Origin of the sequence: Paenibacillus naphthalenovorans (assembly GCF_001465255.1) — a bacterium.
Lineage (GTDB): Bacteria > Bacillota > Bacilli > Paenibacillales > NBRC-103111 > Paenibacillus_G > Paenibacillus_G naphthalenovorans.
In genome coordinates, this window is the sequence record NZ_CP013652.1 from 1,935,258 (window position 1) to 1,958,839 (window position 23,582).

General features: G+C 47.4%; 22 protein-coding genes and 1 pseudogene. 4 read left to right on the forward strand and 19 right to left on the reverse strand.

What is annotated here, in order from left to right; all coding sequences use genetic code 11:
- Positions 1-9: 9 nt before the first annotated feature.
- The 7 genes from IJ22_RS09630 to IJ22_RS09660 all read right to left on the reverse strand — a co-directional run bounded on the left by IJ22_RS09630 (position 10) and on the right by IJ22_RS09660 (position 6,580).
- Complete coding sequence (locus IJ22_RS09630) at positions 10-729, reverse strand: RraA family protein (protein WP_062408656.1); 720 nt, start codon at positions 727-729, stop codon at positions 10-12.
- Positions 730-1,221, reverse strand: a complete 492-nt coding sequence (locus tag IJ22_RS09635) for a (2Fe-2S)-binding protein (RefSeq protein ID WP_054818381.1) — start codon at positions 1,219-1,221, stop codon at positions 730-732.
- Between the two features lie 18 nt (positions 1,222-1,239).
- Entirely contained in the window at positions 1,240-3,600 is a 2,361-nt protein-coding gene (locus IJ22_RS09640) for a xanthine dehydrogenase family protein molybdopterin-binding subunit (protein ID WP_062408657.1), read from the reverse strand.
- 5 nt (positions 3,601-3,605) lie between these two features.
- Entirely contained in the window at positions 3,606-4,478 is an 873-nt protein-coding gene (locus IJ22_RS09645) for an FAD binding domain-containing protein (protein WP_054818375.1), read from the reverse strand.
- Positions 4,479-4,505: 27 nt separating this feature from the next.
- A complete protein-coding gene (locus IJ22_RS09650; RefSeq protein WP_062408658.1) occupies positions 4,506-4,967 on the reverse strand; it encodes an SRPBCC family protein in 462 nt (153 codons plus the stop codon).
- A gap of 16 nt (positions 4,968-4,983) precedes the next feature.
- Positions 4,984-5,688 carry a cyclase family protein gene (locus tag IJ22_RS09655; RefSeq protein ID WP_062408659.1) on the reverse strand — a complete coding sequence of 235 codons (705 nt, stop codon included), beginning with the start codon at positions 5,686-5,688 and terminating at the stop codon, positions 4,984-4,986.
- Between the two features lie 82 nt (positions 5,689-5,770).
- Positions 5,771-6,580, reverse strand: coding sequence for an IclR family transcriptional regulator (locus tag IJ22_RS09660; RefSeq protein ID WP_062408660.1), 810 nt, complete (start codon positions 6,578-6,580; stop codon positions 5,771-5,773).
- A gap of 293 nt (positions 6,581-6,873) precedes the next feature.
- Here IJ22_RS09660 and IJ22_RS09665 point away from each other — a divergent pair, with 293 nt between their 5' ends.
- Positions 6,874-7,797, forward strand: a complete 924-nt coding sequence (locus IJ22_RS09665; protein ID WP_062410927.1) for a S66 peptidase family protein — start codon at positions 6,874-6,876, stop codon at positions 7,795-7,797.
- A 136-nt stretch (positions 7,798-7,933) separates the two neighbouring features.
- Here the strand turns inward: IJ22_RS09665 and fumC are convergent, their stop codons facing one another.
- The 3 genes from fumC to IJ22_RS09680 form a co-directional block, all read right to left on the reverse strand.
- A complete protein-coding gene (gene fumC / locus IJ22_RS09670; protein ID WP_062408661.1) occupies positions 7,934-9,322 on the reverse strand; it encodes a class II fumarate hydratase in 1,389 nt (462 codons plus the stop codon).
- A 199-nt stretch (positions 9,323-9,521) separates the two neighbouring features.
- Complete coding sequence (locus tag IJ22_RS09675; protein ID WP_062408662.1) at positions 9,522-10,733, reverse strand: CynX/NimT family MFS transporter; 1,212 nt, start codon at positions 10,731-10,733, stop codon at positions 9,522-9,524.
- Between the two features lie 7 nt (positions 10,734-10,740).
- On the reverse strand, positions 10,741-11,436 hold the full coding sequence (locus tag IJ22_RS09680) for a FadR/GntR family transcriptional regulator (RefSeq protein WP_054818372.1): 696 nt from the start codon (positions 11,434-11,436) through the stop codon (positions 10,741-10,743).
- A 182-nt stretch (positions 11,437-11,618) separates the two neighbouring features.
- Between IJ22_RS09680 and IJ22_RS09685 the strand changes: the two genes are divergently transcribed.
- The 3 genes from IJ22_RS09685 to IJ22_RS09695 all read left to right on the forward strand — a co-directional run bounded on the left by IJ22_RS09685 (position 11,619) and on the right by IJ22_RS09695 (position 13,727).
- Positions 11,619-11,813: a hypothetical protein gene (locus IJ22_RS09685; RefSeq protein WP_054818371.1), complete on the forward strand. Its 195-nt coding sequence runs from the start codon at positions 11,619-11,621 to the stop codon at positions 11,811-11,813.
- 104 nt (positions 11,814-11,917) lie between these two features.
- Positions 11,918-12,844, forward strand: a complete 927-nt coding sequence (locus IJ22_RS09690) for an aromatic acid exporter family protein (RefSeq protein ID WP_062408663.1) — start codon at positions 11,918-11,920, stop codon at positions 12,842-12,844.
- 205 nt (positions 12,845-13,049) lie between these two features.
- Positions 13,050-13,727, forward strand: a complete 678-nt coding sequence (locus IJ22_RS09695; protein ID WP_235594293.1) for an SIMPL domain-containing protein — start codon at positions 13,050-13,052, stop codon at positions 13,725-13,727.
- Between the two features lie 48 nt (positions 13,728-13,775).
- On the opposite strand, the gene IJ22_RS09700 is transcribed toward IJ22_RS09695, so the two are convergent.
- From IJ22_RS09700 to IJ22_RS09735, 9 genes and pseudogenes are all read right to left on the reverse strand, one after another.
- On the reverse strand, positions 13,776-14,873 hold the full coding sequence (locus tag IJ22_RS09700; RefSeq protein WP_062408664.1) for a GerAB/ArcD/ProY family transporter: 1,098 nt from the start codon (positions 14,871-14,873) through the stop codon (positions 13,776-13,778).
- Positions 14,873-16,126, reverse strand: a complete 1,254-nt coding sequence (locus IJ22_RS09705) for a Ger(x)C family spore germination protein (protein ID WP_082660755.1) — start codon at positions 16,124-16,126, stop codon at positions 14,873-14,875. Before IJ22_RS09705 ends, IJ22_RS09700 begins: the two co-directional genes overlap by 1 nt.
- On the reverse strand, positions 16,033-17,529 hold the full coding sequence (locus IJ22_RS09710; RefSeq protein WP_145862526.1) for a spore germination protein: 1,497 nt from the start codon (positions 17,527-17,529) through the stop codon (positions 16,033-16,035). Before IJ22_RS09710 ends, IJ22_RS09705 begins: the two co-directional genes overlap by 94 nt.
- 132 nt (positions 17,530-17,661) lie before the next feature.
- Positions 17,662-17,814 carry a hypothetical protein gene (locus tag IJ22_RS26335; protein WP_160327370.1) on the reverse strand — a complete coding sequence of 51 codons (153 nt, stop codon included), beginning with the start codon at positions 17,812-17,814 and terminating at the stop codon, positions 17,662-17,664.
- Between the two features lie 18 nt (positions 17,815-17,832).
- Positions 17,833-18,297: pseudogene (locus IJ22_RS09715) on the reverse strand (5'-nucleotidase); the annotation flags it as partial.
- A gap of 188 nt (positions 18,298-18,485) precedes the next feature.
- Positions 18,486-18,680 carry a hypothetical protein gene (locus tag IJ22_RS09720; RefSeq protein ID WP_062408667.1) on the reverse strand — a complete coding sequence of 65 codons (195 nt, stop codon included), beginning with the start codon at positions 18,678-18,680 and terminating at the stop codon, positions 18,486-18,488.
- A gap of 104 nt (positions 18,681-18,784) precedes the next feature.
- A complete protein-coding gene (locus IJ22_RS09725) occupies positions 18,785-20,440 on the reverse strand; it encodes a chemotaxis protein CheW (protein ID WP_217634691.1) in 1,656 nt (551 codons plus the stop codon).
- A 28-nt stretch (positions 20,441-20,468) separates the two neighbouring features.
- On the reverse strand, positions 20,469-21,248 hold the full coding sequence (locus IJ22_RS09730) for a ParA family protein (protein ID WP_201023610.1): 780 nt from the start codon (positions 21,246-21,248) through the stop codon (positions 20,469-20,471).
- A 38-nt stretch (positions 21,249-21,286) separates the two neighbouring features.
- Entirely contained in the window at positions 21,287-23,533 is a 2,247-nt protein-coding gene (locus IJ22_RS09735) for a chemotaxis protein CheA (protein WP_082660757.1), read from the reverse strand.
- Between the last annotated feature and the right edge of the window lie 49 nt (positions 23,534-23,582).

A 23,582-nucleotide genomic window follows, 5' to 3' on the forward strand; every position in this document is an offset into this window, starting at 1 on the left:
GCAACGGCCTTATTCTAAAAGTCTTTCCTTTTTAATCCCAGGCACAAGGCCCTTTTCCCGCATGACGGAATCCAACCAGGCAGGAAGAGCCTGCCCCCTTGCAATCTCCTCCTTCCGTTTGATCTCCCACTGTTCTGTTTGTTTCATCTTGTCAAGCACCGAAGACAGCCCTTCTCTCTGAATGATGACCACTCCATCGTCGTCCCCGACGACGAGATCCCCCGGGCGAACGACAACACCGCCGCAAGTCATCTCTCCATTAACAAAGCCTGGACCGTTTTTCTCTACGCTGACCGGAGCTGTGCCCCGGCAAAAAACGGGGAAATCGAGCCGCCGGATGGCGGCGCCGTCGCGAACGATCCCGTCTACGACCAGACCACCCAATGCCAGAGCCATCGCCGTATGCGTCATCAGCTCGCCCCAGACGGCCCTGCGCTGCCCGCCATTGGTATTGACGACCAGCACGTCTCCCGGCCGCGCCAGCTGCAGCGCTTTGTAGAGCATCAGATTGTCATTTGCAGGAAGATCGACCGTAACGGCACTGCCCCACACCCGTTTTCCGGAGCCGAGCGGCTTGATCCCAGGGTCCATAGCCCCTGTCCGATTTTGCGAATCCGTTACGTCCGTTGAGCTTGCATGCTGCAGTTGTTGGATTAAAGCGGCATCCGCCCTATCGAATGTTTCGATAAAGCCGAAACCGATCCCGCCAATGATGCTTGGTTCTTTCATTTAATGGGCTCCTTCCATTCTGTCCGCCTGAATCATCTGCGAGGCCGCCTGGATGGCTTGAATGATCTGCCCGTAGCTGGCACATCGGCATATATTTCCGGACATAAACTCTTTAATCTCATCCTCGGACGGATCGGGGTTTTCCTCCAGCAATTTTTTGGCCATCAGAATCATGCCGGGCGTACAATAACCGCATTGGAATGCCGTATGCTCCATAAAAGCTTCCTGCACCGGATGAAGCGCGTCCTCTGTTTCCAAGCCTTCAATCGTCACGATCTCTTCCCCGTCTGCGGCTGGCGCCATATAGAGGCAGCTGCTGACCGGATTTCCGGAAACGATGACGGTGCATACGCCGCACAGTCCGAGCGCGCAGGTTTCGCGGGCCCCCCCCAAGTGAAACCGGTTGCGCAGAACATCAAGCAGGCTCTCACCCGGAGAAACTGACGCGGAAACCTGTCTTCCGTTTAACTTAAAGCTGATTTGCTTGTTCAAGTTGATCGCTCCTTACGTTTAGATTTGCTGCTGTAATTCCGAGGTTCTTTGTTGCTGAACTTCCCTGATGGCCCGCAAGACTTTCTCCGGAGTCAACGGCATACTATTGACCCTGGCTCCTGTCGCCTGATAAAGAGCATTGGCGATCGCGGGCTGGACGCCGAAGGATGCCGTCTCGCCCACTCCCTTGGCACCGAACGGCCCCTCCGGATGGGGAACCTCCACGATGATCGTTTCTGATTTGCCCGGCAAATCTTTAAATGTAGGAACCTTGTAATCGGCCATGTTCGCATTGATCATTTGACCGTAATCGTATCGGCATTCTTCAAACAACGCTTGCCCGATCTGCATCACCGCCGCACCATATAACTGCTGATGGACCTGGAATGGATTGATGGCCTTGCCGACATCGCCGGCCGACACCATGTGCAGAATATCGATTTTGCCCGTTTCGGTATCCACCTCGATTTCAACCGCCGTTCCTCCCGGAAACCAGAAAATGGCCACATCCTCCGATTGACCCGTTTCAGGATCGGGGCTTTGATAATGACTTTCAAATACATATTTTCCGATGATACAGCCCGCCGGCATATGAAAGATGTCTTTGATCGCCTCTTTTAACGTCATCGCCAGTTCGGGGCGTCCTGCAACATGCACCTTTTCATCCGCAAGAGACAAAAGCTCCGCGGACACATCATATTTTCCGGAAACATGAGCAAAAATTTGATCCCTGATGTCCTCGGCCGCTTTCAAAATCGCATTGCCCATATAAAACGTCGAGCGGCTTGCGGCAGTTATGGTATCGTAAGGCGTGACATCGGTATCGGGGTGTACTACGGTGACCTTTTCGAGAGGTAATCCAAGCACCTCGGCGGCGATTTGTCCCATCATGGTGTCCGAACCCTGCCCCATATCTACTGTGCTGCAGAATACCGATGCGCTGCCGTCGGCGAACAGGTTGACGATCGAGCCAGAAATCGACGGAGTTAATACGGCTTTTAGTCCAATCGCCGTTCCTTTGGCACGGATTTTGCTGCCGCTGCGATGTATGGCACCGGCCTGTTTTTCTTTATAAAATGCCGTCCATTCAATGCTTCTGTCCAATTCCTCAATAATTTGATCAAGACCGACCGAAGTCATTTTTTGCCCTGTGGCGTGGATTTTCCCCTCGGTCAGCACCTGCTTGCGGCGGAAATCGAGCGGGTCCCATCCCATTTTGGCCGCAATAATATCCATTTGCGATTCATATGCCCACACCAGCTGCGGTACGCCGAAGCCCCGGAAAGCCCCGGCAGGAACATTATTCGTATATACGCAGTAGGAGTCGATGCTCACGTTCGGTATATCGTATGGGCCTGCTGCGGTAAAGCCTGATTTTTGCGTAATCCGCGGGCCGATATCGGCATAAGCGCCCGTATCCCAGTACACCTGACAATCGCGGGCGACAATGCGTCCGTCGTTCGTGACGCCGGTACGCATCTTAAAGACCGTTGCATGCTTGGTCAGCGTAATAAATACTTCCTCCATCGCCAGCGCCAGTTTCACCGGTTTTTTCACGATCAGCGCCAGCACCGCAACCAAGGCTTCGATTTTGACATAAAGCTTGGTTCCGAAGCCTCCGCCCAAATAAGGGACTCGAACGCGAATCTGGCTTTCCGGCTTTTTCAATACATAAGCGACCTCACTGCGGATAAATGAAGGGCTTTGATTGGCCGTCCAAATATTCATCCTGCCGTTGGAATCCAGTTGGGCAACCGCCACGTGCTGCTCCATGGGAAGATGAACCGCCGCAGGCGTCCGGAACGTATCCTCGAAGATATGATCCGCTTCCGCGAAGCCTTTCTCCAGATCCCCGTGACGCAGCTTATAATGCAAGCAGACATTGCTCCCTTCCTTAGGCAGCAGATTTTTCAAATCCGCAAAGCTGCCGGCGGGCCTGATCACTTCATGAACGATTGGCGCTCCTTCTTTGGCCGCCTCAAGCACATCGAATACAGGCTCCAGTTCTTCATAATCTGCATTGATATAGTTGACCGCATCGGCGGCAATGGCCGCAGTTTCGGCAATAACGGCAGCAACCGGATCACCTATGTAACATACCTTGTCGAATGCCAAAACCGGCTGATCGCGAAATGCAGGACCGTAATGCATATGGATGTCCATATTCTGCAAATCGGCGCCGGTTACGACCTTTATGACTCCGGGGATTTGCTCCGCTGCGCTGGTATCAATGCTTTTTATCCTTCCATGCGGCACCGTGCTTCGCAGCACCTTGATATGCAGCATGCCTGGAAGCTCCATGTTCATCACGTATTCGGCCTGGCCCGTAATCTTCCCTTTACTTTCGATCCGGCGATGAGATTGTCCTATAACCGGCATTCTGTTCACCCCTTCTGCCCTTCCGGCAATAATTGCTGTAACACCCTGCGGACATGGACCTTCAGCATTTCCTTCTTATACCAGGAACTTCCCCGTAAATCCTCGGAAGGCTCCACCGCATGAAAGGCCATTTCGGCTGCTTGCTCTATCCATGCTTCACTGCCTGGCTTGCCCAACAGCAGCTGCTCGACCGCCTCCAGCTTCGCAGGCACATCCGTTACGGCGCTGACCGCCATACGCACATCGCAAAGGATTCCCTGCTCCTGCTGAATAAAAGCGGCGACCCCCAACGTAGGCCAGTCGTCGTTGGACAGTGTCGTATATTTGATGTAAGCCCCCTTCAACCCGGGGTCGGTCTTGGGTAAAAGCACTTCCGTGACCAGTTCGTCGGGCCGGACAGCCGTCACATAATAGCCTTGGAAAAAGTCAGCCAGCGGAATCCATCTGTCTCCCCTTACACTTTCCACTTTCACCTTGGCATCCAAGGCCAACAGGATCGGTGGCAAATCCAGATGGGCATCTCCGTGTGATAAATTGCCGCCAATACTGGCCACATAGCGGATTCTCGGGTTAGCCACATGATGAAGCGCTTTCGAAATGACCGGATAGTTTTGTTCGATGAATGGAGATGTCTCCATTTCCCGCAGCGTGGTCATCGCGCCGATCCGCAGGTTCCCATCATTATCCGGCCGAATGTAATTTAACTCACACCTCACCTTTTTCAAACTGATTAACCGTTCCGGTTGATAAATCCCCTGCTTGATGATCAACGAAAGCGCGGTTCCTCCGCTAACCACACGGGTCAGATCATCTCCCGACGCCAGCGCATGCTTCACATCCTCCAGCGTTTCCGGTTCCACCCATTCAACATTCAGCATCCTGCCATCCTCCTCCCTCAATATCGGTTAATGTTGCACTTCCGTAGGCTCCAGCGCCTGCCGGATATTCTCAGCGAACTGCCCGCCCATCTCCGCCGCTTTTGAGCGAAATGCGGATTGTCCCAGCGAGCCCAGCTTACCGGCCATGCTCATATCCATGATGTAATGAACCTGAGTAGCTCCTTCAGCCGGTGCGGTCAGATTCATTTGGGCTTTCATTTTCAGCTGTCCGACCAGCGACATCGGTTTCCCGTCCACCTCGGACACAAGCTGCTGTGGAGGCGTCATTTCCGTAATCCGAACATTCAGATGAAAGCGGAGCTTCATAAAAGCGATTTGTACGGAAGCTACAGCCCGGTATATCCCGTTTCCCATATCCTTGACTTCCTCACAGCCTGGCAGGCATCGCGCCAGAGATTCGGTATCCATCAAAAAGTGCCATACCTTCTCCTGGTCCGCCTTAATTTCAAACTTGTCTTCAATGATCATTCCTTGAACCTCCCGTTTATGAATTCCAGGCCAGATCAAAAATAGCCGCTGCCCTTGTCGGGCCGGCAGTTCCGCCTCTAACCTTGAGCGGCAAGCCGATATAGATAAACCTCTTTCCTGCAACCGCTTTCAAATCACCTAAGTTTTCCGTATTAAGCAGCCCCCTTTCGCGGCAAACGGTATGTGCGGGCTTCCATTCTTCTCCCTGATGGGGGCTGACATCGATACTGACCGCATCGATTCCGATATGAATCGCTCCCTGATCGGCAAGCCACTCCGCCGCTTCCCGGTCCAAGCCCGGATTTTTCTGATGATAATCGGGCCTGGGAAAATGACGTTCGTATGTACCGGTATAAATCAGTACGGTACCGCCAGGCGGTATGGTCAAATCGGCTTTACGGCAAGCATCCTGCAAGGCGTTCCTCGTAATAAAAGCAGAATCGGGGACATGGCTTACATCCAGACAAACCGCAGGTCCTATACATTTCTCCAGCGGGATTTGTTCAATCGATAGAGCATTCTTGTCCGGATCCATGTGTGTAAACGAATCCGTATGCGTTCCCGCATGCTCCGACATCAGCAGCGTATTGACGGCAAACGTCCATTTACCGTCCTCCTTCACGGTTAACTGTGTCATCGGAAAAATCACGGTGGGCTGATGACCCGGATAAACAGGCTGGCCTCTAAAAACCTCTTGCGACAGATCAACAATTCGCGGCAATGGGGACACTCCTTTTCGAAAATAATATTTCTTCCTGAAACTTAGTTTACTCTTCAGTCTAAAAAAATTTATATACATGGTTTCAGGGCATCGTTATCTTTCCCGATTTATTAGGGCTATAGCCCAGATCAAATGACCTGAGAAGCGACGCATCAAATAAATCGACTTCTTCCCTGCAGATATGGACAAGCTCCTCGATCCGGCTTGCCGTCATTTTAAAGTGAGGCGCGGCGGTCACCAGCATAGCGACGACTTGTTCATCCAAAGTGATCGGTACAGAAACGGCAATGACATCTTGATTGATTTCCTGATCTGCAATGGCATAGCCCTTGGAGCGAACCTCCGCCAAATTCTTAAGAAGGGTGTCCAGATCAGTGATCGTGTGCTCCGTATATGCTTTTAGACCATTTTGGCTGATAATCGAGATCACTTCCTGATCGGTCAAGCTCGCTAACCAAACCTTGCCGACAGCCGTTGCATGATATGGGGCTTTCTGGCCTAACATGGAAGCAACCCTTAAGGGATTGGTTCCCTCCGCCTTCTCGATGAAAAAGATGCCCTCCTTCTTCACCACCGCCAATTGAACCAGCTCGCCGGTTCGTTTGGCAATCCGTTCCAGCATCGGATAAAAAATATCATTGATCTCCAGAGCATTGATGTGGCGATAAGCCATGCTCAAGAAATAAAATGACAGCTTGTAGTAACGGGTTTTGCTGTCCCTTTCTACATACCCTCCCTCGAGCAGGGTGGTTAAAATCCGTGAAATGACACTTTTCGGAAGCTGTGTCCGGTTTTCCAATTCGGTCACGCTGACGCCGTTGACTTCACCCACCAAAATTTCCATGACTTGAAAAGTACGTTCCACTGCAGCCAAGGCGCTGTATGCGGTCATCCATGTTTCCTCCTGCCTAACCTAATGACTACTTCAGATGTAATCGATGTTCGTGGATACAATACCAAAACCCAATTACTTCCTGAAACTTAGTTTACTATGGTATTTGCATTAATTCAATACATTTTTCATGTTTTTTTGCAGATTTATACAAATAGCTGACCTATGAATGAAACTTTCAGCGCTGCTCCCGTATTGTTCGGCATAAACCTAAAGTTTTCGTTATGTAAACCGATGATTTCCATATAATTGTTATAGAAGACTCATATGCTCAGCGGGAGGAATGTATGCTTATGGCAATTCGGCCCCCAATATTAAAAAAAGGCGATACGATTGGAGTCGTGACATTGGGAAGTCCATTAGATGTAGAAGTCATTAATGCGCGGGTAGATACTCTGAAAAGTATGGGGTTTAATGTCGTACTGGGGGATTATGTCTATTCCCGGAACGGATTTCTTGCGGGCTCAGATCAGGAACGGGCCTCGGATTTGATGAAAATGTTTGAAAACCCGCAGGTCAATATGATTCTGCCGTCGCGGGGAGGAGTAGGAGTCGCCGGTATTCTTCCGTATCTTGATTATCATTTAATTCATAATAATCCAAAAATTATAACAGGCTACAGCGATATCACGATCTTGTTAAACGTGCTTTATCAACAAGCTAATTTAATCACCTTTCAAAGCCTTCTGCTGATTGATTTCAGACCCGATACGCCTGCATATAATTTCAACCAGTTTTTTTCCGCTACGTCTTCCTATTCTTCTTATCGGCTCATTCAAAATCCCCCGGGAATCCCCTTAATCAGCAAAGTGCAGGGCAATGTGACCGGTCCTCTCGTCGGAGGCAATCTGACATCGTTTGTCGGTACGTTGGGCACACCTTTTGAAATCGATACGAGGGGTAAAATTCTGCTCATAGAAGACACACACGAACCCACCAATACCATCTACAGATATTTGAACCATTTGAAACTGGCCGGAAAGTTCCGGGATTGCATCGGCATCGTTATGGGCGAATGCACCGGCTGTCAGTTCGCTTACGGCAAATCATACGAAGACCTGATCAACGAATTCATTGTCCCGCTGGGGAAACCCCTCATGACGAACCTTGCAACCGCGCATGGACCATATAAAGCGGCGCTCCCCATCGGCGCGATGGTGAATTTAAATACGTATAACCATACGTTGGCCGTGCTTGAGCCTACGGTCAGCCTATAGACGCATCGGGCCTGCTTACGTCGGGATGGCAGGCCAAATATCCGACGGGAATGGAGGCTCATCAATATCGGTAAAATAAGGATCTTAAACGAACATCCCTAGCTTCAAAAGCAAAGGGATGTTCGTCCAAGGTCATTTATTCTTTCGGATGAATCATATCCTCCGGGCGTACGATGGAGTCAAACTGCTCCGAGGTTAAATAACCGCTCCTTAAAGCTGCTTCCTTCAGAGTCAGGCCTTCCTTATGCGCAAGCTTGGCGATGGATGCGGCCTTCTCATACCCGATATGCGGGTTCAACGCGGTGACGAGCATCAGAGATTGCTCCAGATGTCGGTCAATGACGGCGCGGTTAGGCTCAATACCAACAGCGCAATGGTCGTTGAATGAATTCATCGCATCCGACAGAAGCCGGACGGATTGCAAGAAATTGTGGATGATGACAGGCTTGAATACATTCAGTTCAAAATTCCCCTGACTTGCTGCAAATCCAATCACCGCATCATTGCCCATCACCTGGCAAACCACCATCGTGAGCGCCTCGCTCTGCGTAGGGTTCACCTTCCCGGGCATAATCGAGCTGCCCGGCTCGTTCTCGGGGATTTTGATCTCGCCGATTCCGCTTCGCGGACCGCTGGCCAGCCAGCGAACGTCGTTGGCGATTTTCATCAAATCCGCTGCCAGCGCCTTCAATGCTCCATGAGTGTATACGATTTGATCGTGGCTTGTCAGACCATGAAATTTATTGGCGGCGGAGACGAAGGTCCTGCCGGTCTCCCGTGATATTTCTGCCGCTACGGTTTCTCCGAATTTCGGATGCGCGTTCAAACCGGTGCCTACGGCTGTCCCGCCAATAGCCAGCTCCTTCATGGATTCTACGCTTTGGCGAATCATCCTCCCGGTGGTATCCAGCATCGCCCACCAGCCGCTGATTTCCTGCCCTAAAGTAAGCGGCGTAGCATCCTGCAGATGAGTTCGTCCGATTTTGACGATATCGGCGAAGGCTTCCATCTTGCTTCGCAGCGTCTCCTTCAGCTTGTCCAGAGCCGGCAGCAGCTGCTCCTCCACCGCCAACACTCCAGCTATATGCATTGCGGTCGGGAAGGTATCGTTAGAGCTTTGCGACCGGTTCACATCGTCATTGGGATGAATACGGATGCTGCTCCCCTTCTCTGCGAGCAGCTGCGTGGCCCGAGCGGCGATGACTTCATTGGCGTTCATATTTGACTGCGTACCGCTTCCGGTCTGCCAAACGACCAGCGGAAATTGGTCGTCCCACTTCCCGTCGATCACTTCGGCTGCCGCCGCCGTGATCGCTTCAGCCTTCTCCGGTTCAAGCTTGCCCAGCTTAAGATTTGCCTGTGCGGCCGCTTTTTTCAGCAGCGCAAAAGCGCGTACCACTTCTACAGGCATTCGTTCCGTTCCGATGCGGAAATTTTCACTGCTTCGCTGCGTCTGCGCCCCCCAAAGCTTGTCTGCGGGAACCTTGATTTCCCCCATCGTATCTCGTTCAATTCTGTATTCCATGTGGGCTACCTCCTTTGTTTAATGTCATTTTACCATAGATTACCCATTATTATGAAATATACATTGATAAAGTTTCGACAAAGGCTGAACACACCGGGGGCTTAACGGCGCATGGAAGAGGCTTGCCTTCCGTCAGGAGAGTAAAACACATGAGCCGGGGATCGCAATGATCCCCGGTTCCGGATTTATCCTTTCATGGTTAAGACGATTCTTTGGAAGTCACATAGCCGCTGGCCGCTCCATAACCGGCAATCATCAGCATGACGGCAGAGGCCAACAAAAAGATCAACGGAAGGGTCCACCCATTCGTTACATCATGAAGCAAACCAAAAAGTGTCGGTCCCGTAGCCGCCATCAAGTACCCTACAGCTTGAGCCATGCCTGATAATTCGGCGGCTTGCTGCGAATCGCGCGTTCGAAGAACGAAGAACATCATAGCCAAACTAAATGCGGAACCTACTCCAATACCGAGCAGTATCATCCATAGTACGACCAAGGATAAATTGCCGCTAAGCAATCCGAGGCAGCCAATAATCAGTGAGATCCCGGTCATGATTACCAATTGGCGCTGATTCGAAAATCGGCTTGCCAGCACAGGAACGGCAAAGGTGAGCGGCAAAATGATAAATTGGAGCAGCGAAAGCATCCAACCCGCCGTTTCATTGCTCATTCCCCGTTGCTGAAGGATTTCCGGGAGCCACGCGACCATCATATAAAATACTAATGATTGCGATCCCATATAAATCGTCACGCTCCATGCCAGGCGTGAGCGCCATAACTGACCGCCCTTCTTGTTGACCTGGGCAATGGGGGTATGACGGCGATGACGCAGCTGCGGGAGCCAAATCAGAATCGCGGCAAAAGAAAGAAGCGCCCAGCATCCCAGTGCTGCGCCCCAACCCAATCCAAGTCCTCCGGTAATCGGTATGCTGATTCCTGAAGCGATGGCCCCGCATAAGTTCATGGAGACGGCATAAATGCCTGTCATGACTCCGATGCGTTCAGGGAACTCCCTTTTCACCAGGCTGGGTACAAGTACGTTGCATACCGAAATCGCAAGCCCCAACAATAAAGTACCCAGAAACAACATGCCAATTCCAGGAATCGATCGTATCAATATCCCTATGGTCAGTACAATCATCCCCGCAAGCAGGGTATATTCAATGCCTATCTTGCGGGCAAATCGGGGTGCAAACGGAGAGAGCAGTGCAAAAGCAAGCAGCGGCAGGGTGGTCAAAGCACCGGCCAATGTATTCGAAATTCCTGTTGCGTTCCGAATCTCTCCAATGATCGGGCCGACGGCCGTAATCGGCGCACGGAGATTTGCAGCAACCAATATGATTCCTGCCAAAAGCATGGAAAAGCCTGCACGTGTTTGCAGGCGTTGATTCACTAATTCCTGTTGCAGCATAAAGCAGTTACTCCTCTCTATTGTCGCTTTGCAGCATGTGTCGGGAAGCTTCTATATAATCGCGAACAGCTTGCGCCGCACCATCGGGATTACCGTCTATGATGGCCTGGATCAGCTCGCGGTGTATCCTGGTATGATGCTCTAAAAGAACAGAATGATCCAGCACGCTGCCGATCGTTTCTCTCACACCTTCCGTGATATGTTCATACAATTCTTTGAGTACGCTGTTGTGGGCCGCACCAATAATGATCTTGTGAAGGTCCAGGTCAGCCTTTAAATAGGCGTCCGTGTCTTTCATCGCTGCCGCTGCGTCATATTCGTTCAAGCATCTGCTTAAAACCTCAATGTCCTCATCGGTACGCCGTACGGCCGCTAAACGAGCGGCTTCCTGTTCCAGAGCGTACCGAACCTCCAGCGTCTCCACAATATTGGAACGGCGCAGGCGGCGCAGCAATACGGCGCCAAGACCGCTTGAAGAGCTTACATATGTACCGTCACCTGGACGAACGATCAGAAGTCCTGTATGAACGAGCGCCTTCACAGCCTCCCGTACCGTATTCCTGCTTACTCCAAGCTGCTGAACAAGATCCGGCTCAGCCGGAATGCGTAATCCCACCGACCATTTACCCGTCTCAATAAGAAGCTCCATTTGAGCTACGACTTGTTCAACCAGTGTCGTTCGCGATGCCCGCTTGAGCCCCAATAGTCAACCCTCCAAACATCGGATGTTTAATTTTGATATTATAACGCTAATCCTGGAGTTTGAACAGTCCCCGTTCCTCAGCCTGATAAGCAATAACAGAAGCAATGGCGTCTAAAAACAACCTTTTTTATCGAATCATGTAATAAGACTTAAAAATTTTGGAAGCTAAGAGGTATACCACCATGAGATTCGTGACCAAAACCAGGCTGGACTATCTTCAATCCATGATTCAAGCCATGGGAAATGATGATGAACATAAACTGGCATTGCATATCCTCGAATCCATTAAACGGGATATTGAAGAAAATTATGCGGAAATTAAAAAACCGATCCGGCTGCATGATAAGCTGAAGGATCGGTCCGAAAATACATATTGAAGGCAGGTTCGGTTCAATACATTTTGTTGCATTTATGTAAACTATGTTTACACCTTCGCCCGATTAAGTGTAAAATAAGGCAAAAACAAAATCGGGTGATCACCATGAGGATTGGCTTCCGCACGATTAAAACCGCGATTGGCGTCAGCATTTCCATCCTGCTGGCACAGGCCTTGCAGTTGGAATACTATACGGCTGCGGGGATATTAACCCTGCTGTGCATTCAGAAATCCCGCAAGCAGTCCACCCAAGCTGTGATCAGCCGTTTTTTCGCCTGCATAGCAGGTCTCTTGTTTTCGAGCCTATTATTTGAAGTGATCGGATACCGGCCCTATTCCTTTCTTGTACTTCTGCTGTTATTCATTCCTTTTTGCGTTCGCTTCCGGATTCAGGAAGGAATCGCGAGCAGCTCCGTTATCGTTATGCATGTCTATATGCACGGGAAAATAGAGCCTTCCTTCTACTGGAATGAAATTCAGGTCATGTTGGTGGGGCTGGGTGTGGGCTTGCTGATCAATTGGTATATGCCTAGTATCGACAAAGAGCTCAACCGTTACAAAGAAGAAGTGGATCAACTGATTTCAAAGATTTTGAACGAAATGGCCAGCTACTTGAAAGAAGGCTATACGCTTTGGGACGGGAAGGAGCTGCTTTTGCTGTCCGATACTCTCCAAAAGGCCAAGCGTCTGGCCATTCTGGATGCAGAGAACAATCTGCTGCGCAAGGAGAATTCCAATCAAGCCTACTTTGAACACAAGCAGAGGCAGTATGATATTCTCGAACGGATGCTGCCCTCCATTTCAAGAATAACCGTGCAAATGGAACAAGGGATACGGATCGGGGACTTCGTTCAAGAATTGAGCCATCACCTGAATAACCGCAGTCAAACCGCCTCTTTTCGCGAAAAGCTGCGCGATATCAGAGATTACCACAAGCATCTTCCCTTGCCTGAATCAAGGAACGAATTCGAGAATCGGGCCAGCCTGTATACGGTAGCTAACGAGCTCGAGCGTTTCATTAATACGATTTGAGCAATAACTGGAGGGGCGTTCCATGGAACGCTCCTCTACCTTCGTTTTCTTTACAGTGCCAATTAACCCGGTCCCGATCAATGACACCGGCAGAGATTCAGATAGAAGATTCCGTAAACGATACTGAACTTCCGCATGGAGGAATGTTAACGTCCGGACGCCAATACAATAGGAATATCCACGCACGGGAAAGAGGTGTTAACCTGTGTACTTTACTCAACCCTGGCATCCGGCCTCAAGGATGAATCCCTCCGTTCACCATCACCGCCAAATCATCGAGGTATCGGGTGAAGGAACCGTGTCTGCCCCTCCCGACAGAGCCGTTATTGATTTAGGTGTCATCACGGAGAACCCGAGCCTCTCTGACGCCCAAAGAGACAATGCCGCCTCCATAGCCAACATCGTTCACTCCCTCGTACAGCTGGGCATTCCCAAAGAACAGATCCAAACGGTAACTTACAGAGTCGACATCCAATATAATTATGTAGAGGGAAAACAAATCCTCAGAGGTTATCAAGTGACGCATATGCTTCAAATCACCCTGGAACAGATAAATCAAACCGGACTTGTTGTCGATACGGCTGTGAACCATGGGGCGAACTCCGTTTCCGGCATCCGATTCAGCTTAGCGAACCCCGACATGTATTATAACCGCTCCCTTGCCTTAGCCGTCAAAAATGCCGAAGCCAAGGCCATGACCATCGCCAGAACGATAGGTGCGACTCTGATTACACTTCCGGTGAAGGTTCAGGAAGAAGCCCGTTCACGGGAGCCCATACCTTATCAGGCCTCGCTGATGGCCCAAAGTGCGCCCGCCACACCGATCCTGCCGGGAGAATTGAAAATTACTGCTGCGATCAGGGCTGCATATACTTATGCTTAAACGTTTGTCCGCTCAGTCTTCTTTCCGTCCGGAAGGGAGGCATAACGATTAAAGCTTTAGCCTTTTTCGTTTTTTTACAGTTCCGACAATATACAGAACCAAGGGTATGCCTACAAAATTGATTGGGAAAATATACGGCATCCAAATAGTTTTGGGATAGTCGATGGAGGATTCAACGATATTGTTATAGCTCAATGCGAGAATGATTCCCGCCAGCGCCACAAACCAAATCATGATCTTCCATTGTCTAATATGCAGCCATTGTGCTGTTCCGTAGCTCGTAATAAATAAGTAAACGGATAATTTGATGCAAACACTTAAAAACCAGACAATGACAATGATGCTTTCAAGGTTTTGGATAAATTCCATGAAGGAAATATATCGAATCATCTCAAAAAACGGGTACCACATTTTTGCGCTCAAATGAGGTCCAAACGTCATTAAGCTGGCCAATACGGACAACGATAAAAAAAAGGAAGCGATGCCGACTCCCCACAGAGCTCTTGACACAACTTTTTTTTGATCATTGACAAAACAGGTTAACATCAACAATATGGTAGACGACTCCCCTAAAAAGGCAAGAGGCGGTATGGCACCTTTTAATATATTTATCCTTCCGGAGTCGGCATAAACGGGAAGCACCCGATTGACATCCATATTGATGACGCCCAGCAGCAAGACAAGTCCAAAAGCGAAAAATATAATCGGTCCCACGATTTCACTGCACCTTCCGATCCCTTGAATCCCGCCGTGGTACGTTACATAGATTACGGGGATAAGCACCAGCATAAGAATAAGAAGAAGCGGTGTCCTCGTGAACATGATCATGTCGATAAAATCGGACGCCTGCCGGAGAATGATGGGAATGACGGAATACCATTGAATAAAATAAGGAATGACAATGATTTTGCCAAGCCATTTTCCCAAGATGCTCTGGCTGAATTCGATAAACGTCAGGCCGGGATAAAGCAGGCTCAATTTTACCGATACCACCGTAATGAAAATGGCCGCGGCACCTGCTAATAAAAACGAAATCCATGCATCTTGTTTCGCATCCATAATGGAGGGCGAGGCGGTCAGCAGGATTGACATTCCAAGTTCGAATGTGGCTAACAGCCAAAGAATTTGCCGGCTTGACAGTTTCATTATTTTATCGCCCCTCCCTTCTGATGCAGCGGCAGCCCCGTAAGTCCCGTATTTTTGATTTTCAGGTCAACTCTAATGGACAGCTCGGCTTTCCGAAACTTCTCGTTCCATGTCTCTTTCATTTTTTTCCAAGCGTACGGATGTTTTTTATGGATAGCTTTCCTAAAGCCGAAAACGTCTGTTCCATAATTTTTTTGTACCTTTTTGATCATGTTCAGCATATCCTTTTGAACCGTTTCCTCAAGTGTTTTTTCCAAAACTTTAAGATTATTGAGCTCCTTCAAATCCAAATTAGTATTATTTTCCAGTATTTTTCCGGTCCCTTCCAAGAAGATTTCAAAGGAGATTTTATCTCCGGTTATGACCGGTTTAATTGTACTTTTAAAATAGTCCCCATCATACGAAATATTGCCCTCGCCTTCAGGAATATGGGCTATAATCGTATTTTTTTTCAATCGATTCAAAAGCCACAATCGTTCAACCGCTTCTTTATAACTCAAATATCCGATCAAGTTTAGTTTTTCATCAAAAATAGCTCTGCCGCCAAGCCGAATGGCTGAGCTGTCTTTATTCCGGACAATTTCAACCGTCGGTACTGTCGGACTTTCCTCATCGCCACTTGCTGCCATAAGAAAATCCGCTAAGGTTGTGGTTGCGGAAACGGCTTCCAGACGAATTTTATGTGCAGCGATGGCAGGTACCTTCTCAAACGGGTAAGAAACGTTTAAAAAATGGTTAGCCGTCTCCCCTTTAACAACAAATATATCGCTTCTAAGTCTGACATCCGGATTTCTGCTGTATTCATCAATCAGTTTTGAGATCCCATGCCTGGCCAATTTTTCTCCGATAAAAATCGACCTTCGGTGACCGCCGAAGACGGTTCGGGAAAGCTTGTTTTGAATTCTTCGAGATACATCCATTAAATTTTTTCCCTTTGCCGTTTCAATAAAATAGGCTTTTTCCGGTCCGCTTTTTCCGTCACTGCTTAACTTAGAAGGCAAAATAAACTGAGCGCTTCCGAAATAAGTTCCATCGTCGGATAAATCCATGCCCCATCCAAGTAAAATGGCAAGATCGTTTAATTCCTTACGGTCCCAGCATCCTGTTATCACAATGGAAAGCAAGCTTAATAGAATCAACAGCTTCTTTTTCATTCTACTTATTCCTCTGTTCCTGAGCCTGGTTTTTGATTCTCTGGAATTCGTTTTTTGTTGCGTCCGCTCACTAAAGAAGGGCGATATTGCAGACTCCATCGCGGCGCACGTATTAATACATCCTTCATGTTTGCCGGGATCTGCGGAGCTAACGGACTCATATAAGGAACTCCAAACGAACTCAGACAAACTAGATGGATTAATATGCAAACCGCTCCAATCATTACGCCAAACAGTCCAAGGGTCCCCCCCAAGATGAGCATCGGAAAGCGAAGCAGCCGATAAGCTGTTCCAAGATTGTATCGCGGGATAGCAAACGATGCTATCCCTGTCGTTGCCACGACGATAACCATAGGTGCAGAAATAATCCCTGCTTCTACGGCAGCTTGTCCAATAACAAGCGCACCTACAATGCTTACAGCTGAACCTATCGGTTTGGGAAGTCGAATGCCCGCTTCGCGCAATCCTTCAAACATAAATTCCATCATCAGCGCTTCAACAGCAGCAGGAAATGGTACCCCATCTCTGGCAGCGGCAATGCTGATTAACAAATTGGTTGGAATGAGCTGTGGATGAAATGTAGTGGTTGCTACGTATAGCGAGGGAAGAAATAAAGCAATGTTTAACAATAAATAACGAAGCCAACGAACGAAGGTAGTATATATAAACCGCTCGTAATAATCCTCCGACGCTTGAAGTCCAGCCCAAAACGTCATGGGAACAAGCAATGTAAATGGAGTGTTATCTATGATGATGGCCACTTTTCCTTCGAGAAGTCCCGCGCATACAATATCAGGCCGCTCGGTATTTTGCACCTGAGGGAAGGGGGAATAAGGAAGATCTTCAATAAAATCCTCGATATAACCGGAATCCACTACCCCATCGATTTGTATGCGTTTGATTCTCTTGCGGACTTCCTCGAGCACGACATCCTGCACGATCCCCTCGATATAGGCAATGACAATATCCGTCTTTGAGAATTTTCCAACCGAATAGGTTTCCATCTTGAGTTTTGAACTTCGAATTCTCCTGCGTATAAGCATCGTATTGGTCCGAAGCGTTTCAGTAAAGCCGTCCCGCGGCCCACGAACAGTGCTTTCTGTAGTCGGCTCTTCAATACCCCGCTTATCGAATCCTTTCAAATCAGCTATAATGGCCTGGTTTTCTCCATCCACAAGAATAGCCGCATCGCCTTTTAAAACATGATCCACCAGATCGTTCAAACATGAAGCCATTTGAACTTGAGCAACGGCAATAAGCCTCTCATCGATGACAAACCTAACATCTTGAAGAATCCCTTCAAGGAGCGGTTTTAAAACAACTTCTTCCAGTGTTTTGGTATCACATAACCCATCGACATAAATCAGCAATAGATGTTTATTGTCGTTTAATCTTATCGGACGAAATATAACGTCAGTACAATTCCGAAATATTTCTTTCAAGCTTTTTTCATTGACGGACAGATCTTCGGACAACATCTGGCTTGGGATATCGGATTTCATTTCGACCACCTTGATTTGAACGCTTTTTTTTAAAAACAGGTGATACCAACCATGCTTTGTTTTCTTGCATAATTTACCCATTTATATGGCAATTATTCACCTGAAAGCGCCGGTGAGCATGAACCCGTATTCTCACAAAACATCCTCAAAAATGGCGGTTACCCTGCTCTCGGGCAAATACTTCAGCAGGAAGGGTTTCATCTGCCGGAAGCTTTCGATCGTTTCTCTGCGGTAGTCCCGTCCTTGGGAACTGTTTGTCGACGCCTCCCAGAAAGAACGCCTCATCCACTCTTATATCCAATGATCTTCATCATCATCAATAAAGTCCGTCGGATAAATGCAGCCTGCCGGAAACCCGCGTTCAACCGCTTCTTTCACATCCGCCGGATTTCCGGATAAAAACAGCGAGGCATTAAATGCCTCCATATATTGAAACGGATTTCTTCCTGCAACAAATACGGCTCTGCTGATGGGAAGCTTGTAATGCTCTATCGACTTGAATACACGCAGCCCGGTATCCGGATCATTTCGCGATAGCAGCACGACTTCCACGGGCTGGTCTTCGGCAGTCGCACCATTCATGCTTAAAAGCCTTTTGATTAACGGGAATGCGACTCCTGTGTTTAGAACATCCGTTTCGTGTTCTCTTTGATATTGTCTATATTCATCTTCGCCCCTGGTTCTAAATACGCTGTCCGATTCGGTTAAATCAAACAGCGCACTGGAAGCTACGGCGGTAACGAATTTATCTTCGATTTGATATGGCATAGGGTTCTCCTATACTGGATTTAATCTTTCACTGATATTGCGTAGCCCGATCCGATATCCTTAAAATAATAAAAACATCAAGTTATTTAAACCTGATGTCTTAGAATCCATTGTTCTATGTCCACTTCTTAATATACGCCTTCAGCTGTCTTTAGTCCCGGATATTTTGGAGTTCAATCATTGTGCTCTCACTTTTCCGATGTTTCGGTTTGTTCGGGTTTTACCCACTCCGGATATTCAACCTCCAATTTACGGAGGATTTCCTCAATTTCTTCCGCTGTGAGGATTTCCTCAATTTCTTCCGCTGTGAGGATTTCCTCGATTTCTTTCCGTTGAAGAGTTTCCTCGAATTTTTCCGGTTTAAGAGTTTCTTTTTTTTCCATATTAAAGCCTCCCTGCAATTAATCATAGACTTGGATACCGAACCATAAAGACATCCGCAGATCGAGTAAGCGGCTGCTTTGAAAAAACAAGAAATTCTTTACTCTTATCCGATGGCAAAATCAAGGACCGCCGCCAGATCAATAATCAGAATGCTTCTTTGCCCTTCGTTCAATTTCGCAATTTCATGGATATACTTCTTTTTATTCCCGGCATCTAACGCTCCGGTACAATTTTCAAGAAGCTCCCTATGAACCATAATGACTTCTGTAACGGAATCGATAATGATACCTATACGTTCTTTTTGGTATTCAACAACCAAAAGCTTGGAACTCTTTCTTATTGAAGTTATCCCAAAAAATGTTCTCAAATTTAAAACAGGCATGATATCCCCTTTTCGGTTTACCATTCCGTCGATGAAGTCGGGAGCCCCGGGGAAGCTGTAAATTTCATCAATATTGATCACTTCACATACAAAATCGATGTTTATGCCATATTCTTCGTTATCTATTCTAAAAGCTACAATCTGCTCCTGATCCAAATATAAATTCCGCGGCCTTGCTTGGTTAGAAACGTTTCCGCTTTCTCCGCATACCTGATTCTCAAAGCGAAATGCTTTCAAATCGTTACAGGGTACTATCTTGTATGGGTCAAGAGCCATAACAACCTGTTTCCCATCATTGATATGGGCAAATTCACGTATAAACTGCATTTCGGCATATGGAATCACATGATGAGGTTGGTAAAAAAGATTATTGGGAACTCGCGCCACTTCCGACACTTTATCGACAATCATCCCATAGGAAATATCGCCGGCATCAACAACAATAATTCTGGTCGATTCATCAACCCCGCAATGCCCGGTCCCCAAGAGCTTGGCGAGATTAATTACCGCAAGAAGATGGTTCCTTACAGAAATAACGCCTTCCACATAGGACGGAGAATGGGGAACGTTTATAAGCTCAACATATCGCAGGATTTCTTTGACGTTTCTGACGTCGAGGGCATATTGCTCTCCGCCGATAAGGAAAATGACCAACTCTACTTCGTCTACATGATGTGAGCCCGGAGAAAAAGACTCCGCACGATCCAATGCGTTGCCGCTCATCAAATCTTTATTCAACTGTTCGAATTTCACAACGTTCTCCGCATCTAAAACCATAATGATGCTTTTTCCGTTATCTCCCAAGACAATTCCGCCAATTTCCCGGCTTTGATTATTCTTTAGGTTGGCCGGCGGCTCCAAAATAGATGAAGCCTTAAGGCTAATCACTTCGGAAATCCTATCAGTTACAACTCCTACATTTCTGCCATGAATGTCAGTAACGATAATCTTGCTGTCATCGTTGAATTCCTTCTCTGGCAAATATAAACACCTGCGAATGTCGACAACGGGCAGAATGCTGCCCCTTAGGCTACACAAGCCTGCGACATGCGCAGGGGCATGGGGAACCTTCCTTATGCCGTCAACCTTTATGATTTCTCTTACATGCTTCAGCCTGAACGCAAACTGTTCGGCTCCCACCCGGAAAACAACTAACTCAACATCGCCAACCTCTACGTTATGTAAGACTTCACCGCTTGCCTGATTTTGAAAATCCCCTTCAGCAAACGCCAAAAGCGCTTCTTCCGGACGGGATGGCAGCGTCCCCCCTATATCTTGTAGTTGCAGCATATCCGTCGGCTCGTCAATCCGAGCGGCGACTGGATCTTTATCCGCTTTTTCCGCCTTTTCCTTTTTTCTTCTCATTTCATTTTTCATCTTTTCCAAATTCGATTGGTCCTTTTTACTATGGCTCTTCCCGGGCATTTCTGCTTATCACCTTTTTAACGATGCTCAGAAACTGCTGTGCAGATTCATCATCATATTCAAAAACAGTTTTCCCCAGTTTCCCTGCCTCTGCGATCTTTACCCTGCGAGGGATGGGTTCGGTCAGCAAATGATCGTTCGAAACAAATTCCTTCAATAACGCTAAGTTTTCTTTGGAATCATTGGTTCTCTGATCAAACATGTTGGGCACAATAAGCTTTATCCTATCGGTGTTCAGCCTCATATCCGAAAGATATTCGTAAATGTTCCCGACAGCTCTCACAGATGCGGCTTGCAGTTGGACGGGGATGATGAGTCCGTCCGCATAACACAAGACTGCGTCATTCACCTTGCTTCGCTGGGGCCCGCAGTCCATGATCACGAAATCGTAGCCAAAACTTTCAACATCTTTCAATTTTTCTTCCAATACCAAATTTATACTCGGCAATCTGAACAACTCCGTATTGATCCTGTCAACATAACTGGAGGGCAATAAATCCAGATTGTCCCTGGCATGGATCAGGCATTCTTCAAGCAGCCTGGTCTTGTTTCTTCCAACAATAAGATCGTAAAATGTTTTTTTATAATCCTGCGATGTAAAACCAAGAAAAAGGCTCGCATCGTTCTGCCCGTCCATGTCAATCAACAATACCTTATATCCGTCAAGAGCCAGACCATGAGCAATATGTACAGCAATCGTACTCTTGCCTACTCCCCCTTTGTTGTTAAAGACAGCAAATTTGGTCATCTTTTTACTCATTTTTTCCTCCCGCAAAAGAATAGCGGATTTGTTTTATTCTAATGTTTTGCAAGCTGCATCATTTCGATCGGATTTACAATTAATACAACCTGTCCGTTGCCGAGCAAGGTCGAGCCGGAAATACCGGGTATGCCAGCCAGCTGCCCACCCAGCGTTTTCATGACAAATTCCTGTTCATTTTTTAGCTTATCCACGACAAAACCGAATTTTTCCATCCCATTGGAAATGATAACCGTATTGAACTCTTCATGATTCATGTCCCTTTCACCCAGCAAAAACAGCTTGCTCAGCCATTCAATTCCAATGACATCCCCTCTGAGGTGTACAAAATACTTGTCATTGAATTCATGGATATCATTGTTATGGATCTTTACGGTCTCGATAATATAATCGATGGGAATGATGTACGTTTCGTTTAATACATGGACCGTCAACCCCCTTGAAACAGCAAGGGTAAGCGGAAGCTGAATCACCATTTTTGTACCCTTATCAACTTCGCTGTCGATCATAATAGTTCCGTTGACTTTCTCGATATTGCTCTTCACAATATCCATGCCGACCCCACGGCCTGACACCTCGGTAATTTGACCGGCGGTACTGAACCCCGGCAGAAAGATCAGGTTGATCAGCTGGCCTTCCGTCATTTTTTCCGCGTCTTCTATTGCTATTAAGCCTTTATCAATAGCTTTCTGCTTCAGCAACCGGGGGTCCATTCCCTTCCCGTCATCCTCAATCTCAATATAGACATGCTTGTTTTTATTGTATGCCCTTAACGTAATCTTTCCTGCTTCGCTTTTCCCCTTCCTCCTTCTGTCCTCCGGATTCTCAATACCATGATCAGCCGCGTTTCTAATCAAATGAACAATCGGATCACTGATCTGCTCGACAATCATTTTATCAATCTCTGTACTTTCACCTTCCATGAACAATGCCATCTTCTTGCCGGTACTTTGTGAAATATCGCGAATGATTCTGGGCATTTTTTGAAATACCGTCTTTACTTCGATCATTCTCATAGACATGATGGCATTTTGTAATTCATCCGATATCCTGTTGATGGAAGCCCCTGCCCCTTTAACTTCCTTTGACATTTCCGGAAGGTTATACTCTGCATTTAATTTGGCGGCAATATGCATAAAGGCGTTTTTCGCTATCAGCAGCTCGGATATCATATTCATCATCTTATCCAGTTTGTCCTGGCTTACTCTGATACTCTGCATGCTTTGCGCCAAAGCGGCTTTCTGCATTTGATCCTGACGAAGAACTTGTTTTACGGAATTGGCTCCCGAATCCATACCGACCTTCCGATCGGGCAGAGACTTTATGTAGGATATGCAATTGTCAATTTTACTCCATATTTCTGCATGAGGTATGGAAACCCGATTGTCCAGCGCCATAGATTCCAATGAAGCTTTCAAATAGTCCACGGTCTCGTAACACAAGGATAATAAGTTTTCATCAAAATGGATTTCCCGATCTCGAATGACTCCAAGCAGGTTTTCAAACGTATGCACAACATCGGAAAAATCCTTGACGACGGCAAATTGCGGACTCTCTTTCTGCCCCGCTGCGACAAACAGGCCTGTTCCGGCTTTTATGCTCTGAACAGCCCTAAACAGTTCGTTTATGGCGTCCCGGTTGTTTTCTTCTTTCTCCAACTTGATCAAACATTGATTTTCAATCCTGTCGATATGTTCATAGGCCTCGAACAGAAACTGTTCCTTTGCATCCCTGGATAATTTTCTCGTAAACTGTTGGGCTTGCAATATCTCCGTTTTTGCGGCTCCATACTCACCCGCTTCATTCGTTTCATTCACTGTTTGTTCTTGCTGCTTTTGTTTTTCAAATATTACATTTATTTTTTCTACAAATTCATCTATACTTTTTTCATCTTCAAAGTCTATAACCAGTTCAGCTTCTTCATTTGACGAATCATACGATTCGACTTTCCGGATCAACCGGGAAATGTGATTGCTTAATAAGTCAACGCCGGCCAGCAGATGATCAATAAGCTCGGAATCAACCTTAATGTTCTTCTCAAGGGCTGCATCAATTGCACGTTCAATTTCGTGGCTTAGCTTTGTTATGAATGCCAACCCTACAAAGGAGGAACCTCTTTTGATACAGTGAACCCTTTGAATGAGGTCATTTGCTAATTCAACGTCATCAGGAAACACCTCGAGCTTGAGAATCAGTTTTTGAAGATCTTCCTGGCATCCCTTCCATTCATCCAGAAGCATCTTCAAGAGACCGACATCCTCGGGACTAAAAGTATTGCCCATCATATACACTCCTCATTCGCCCCAAAAAGCCTCGCGCATCCTCAATTCCATA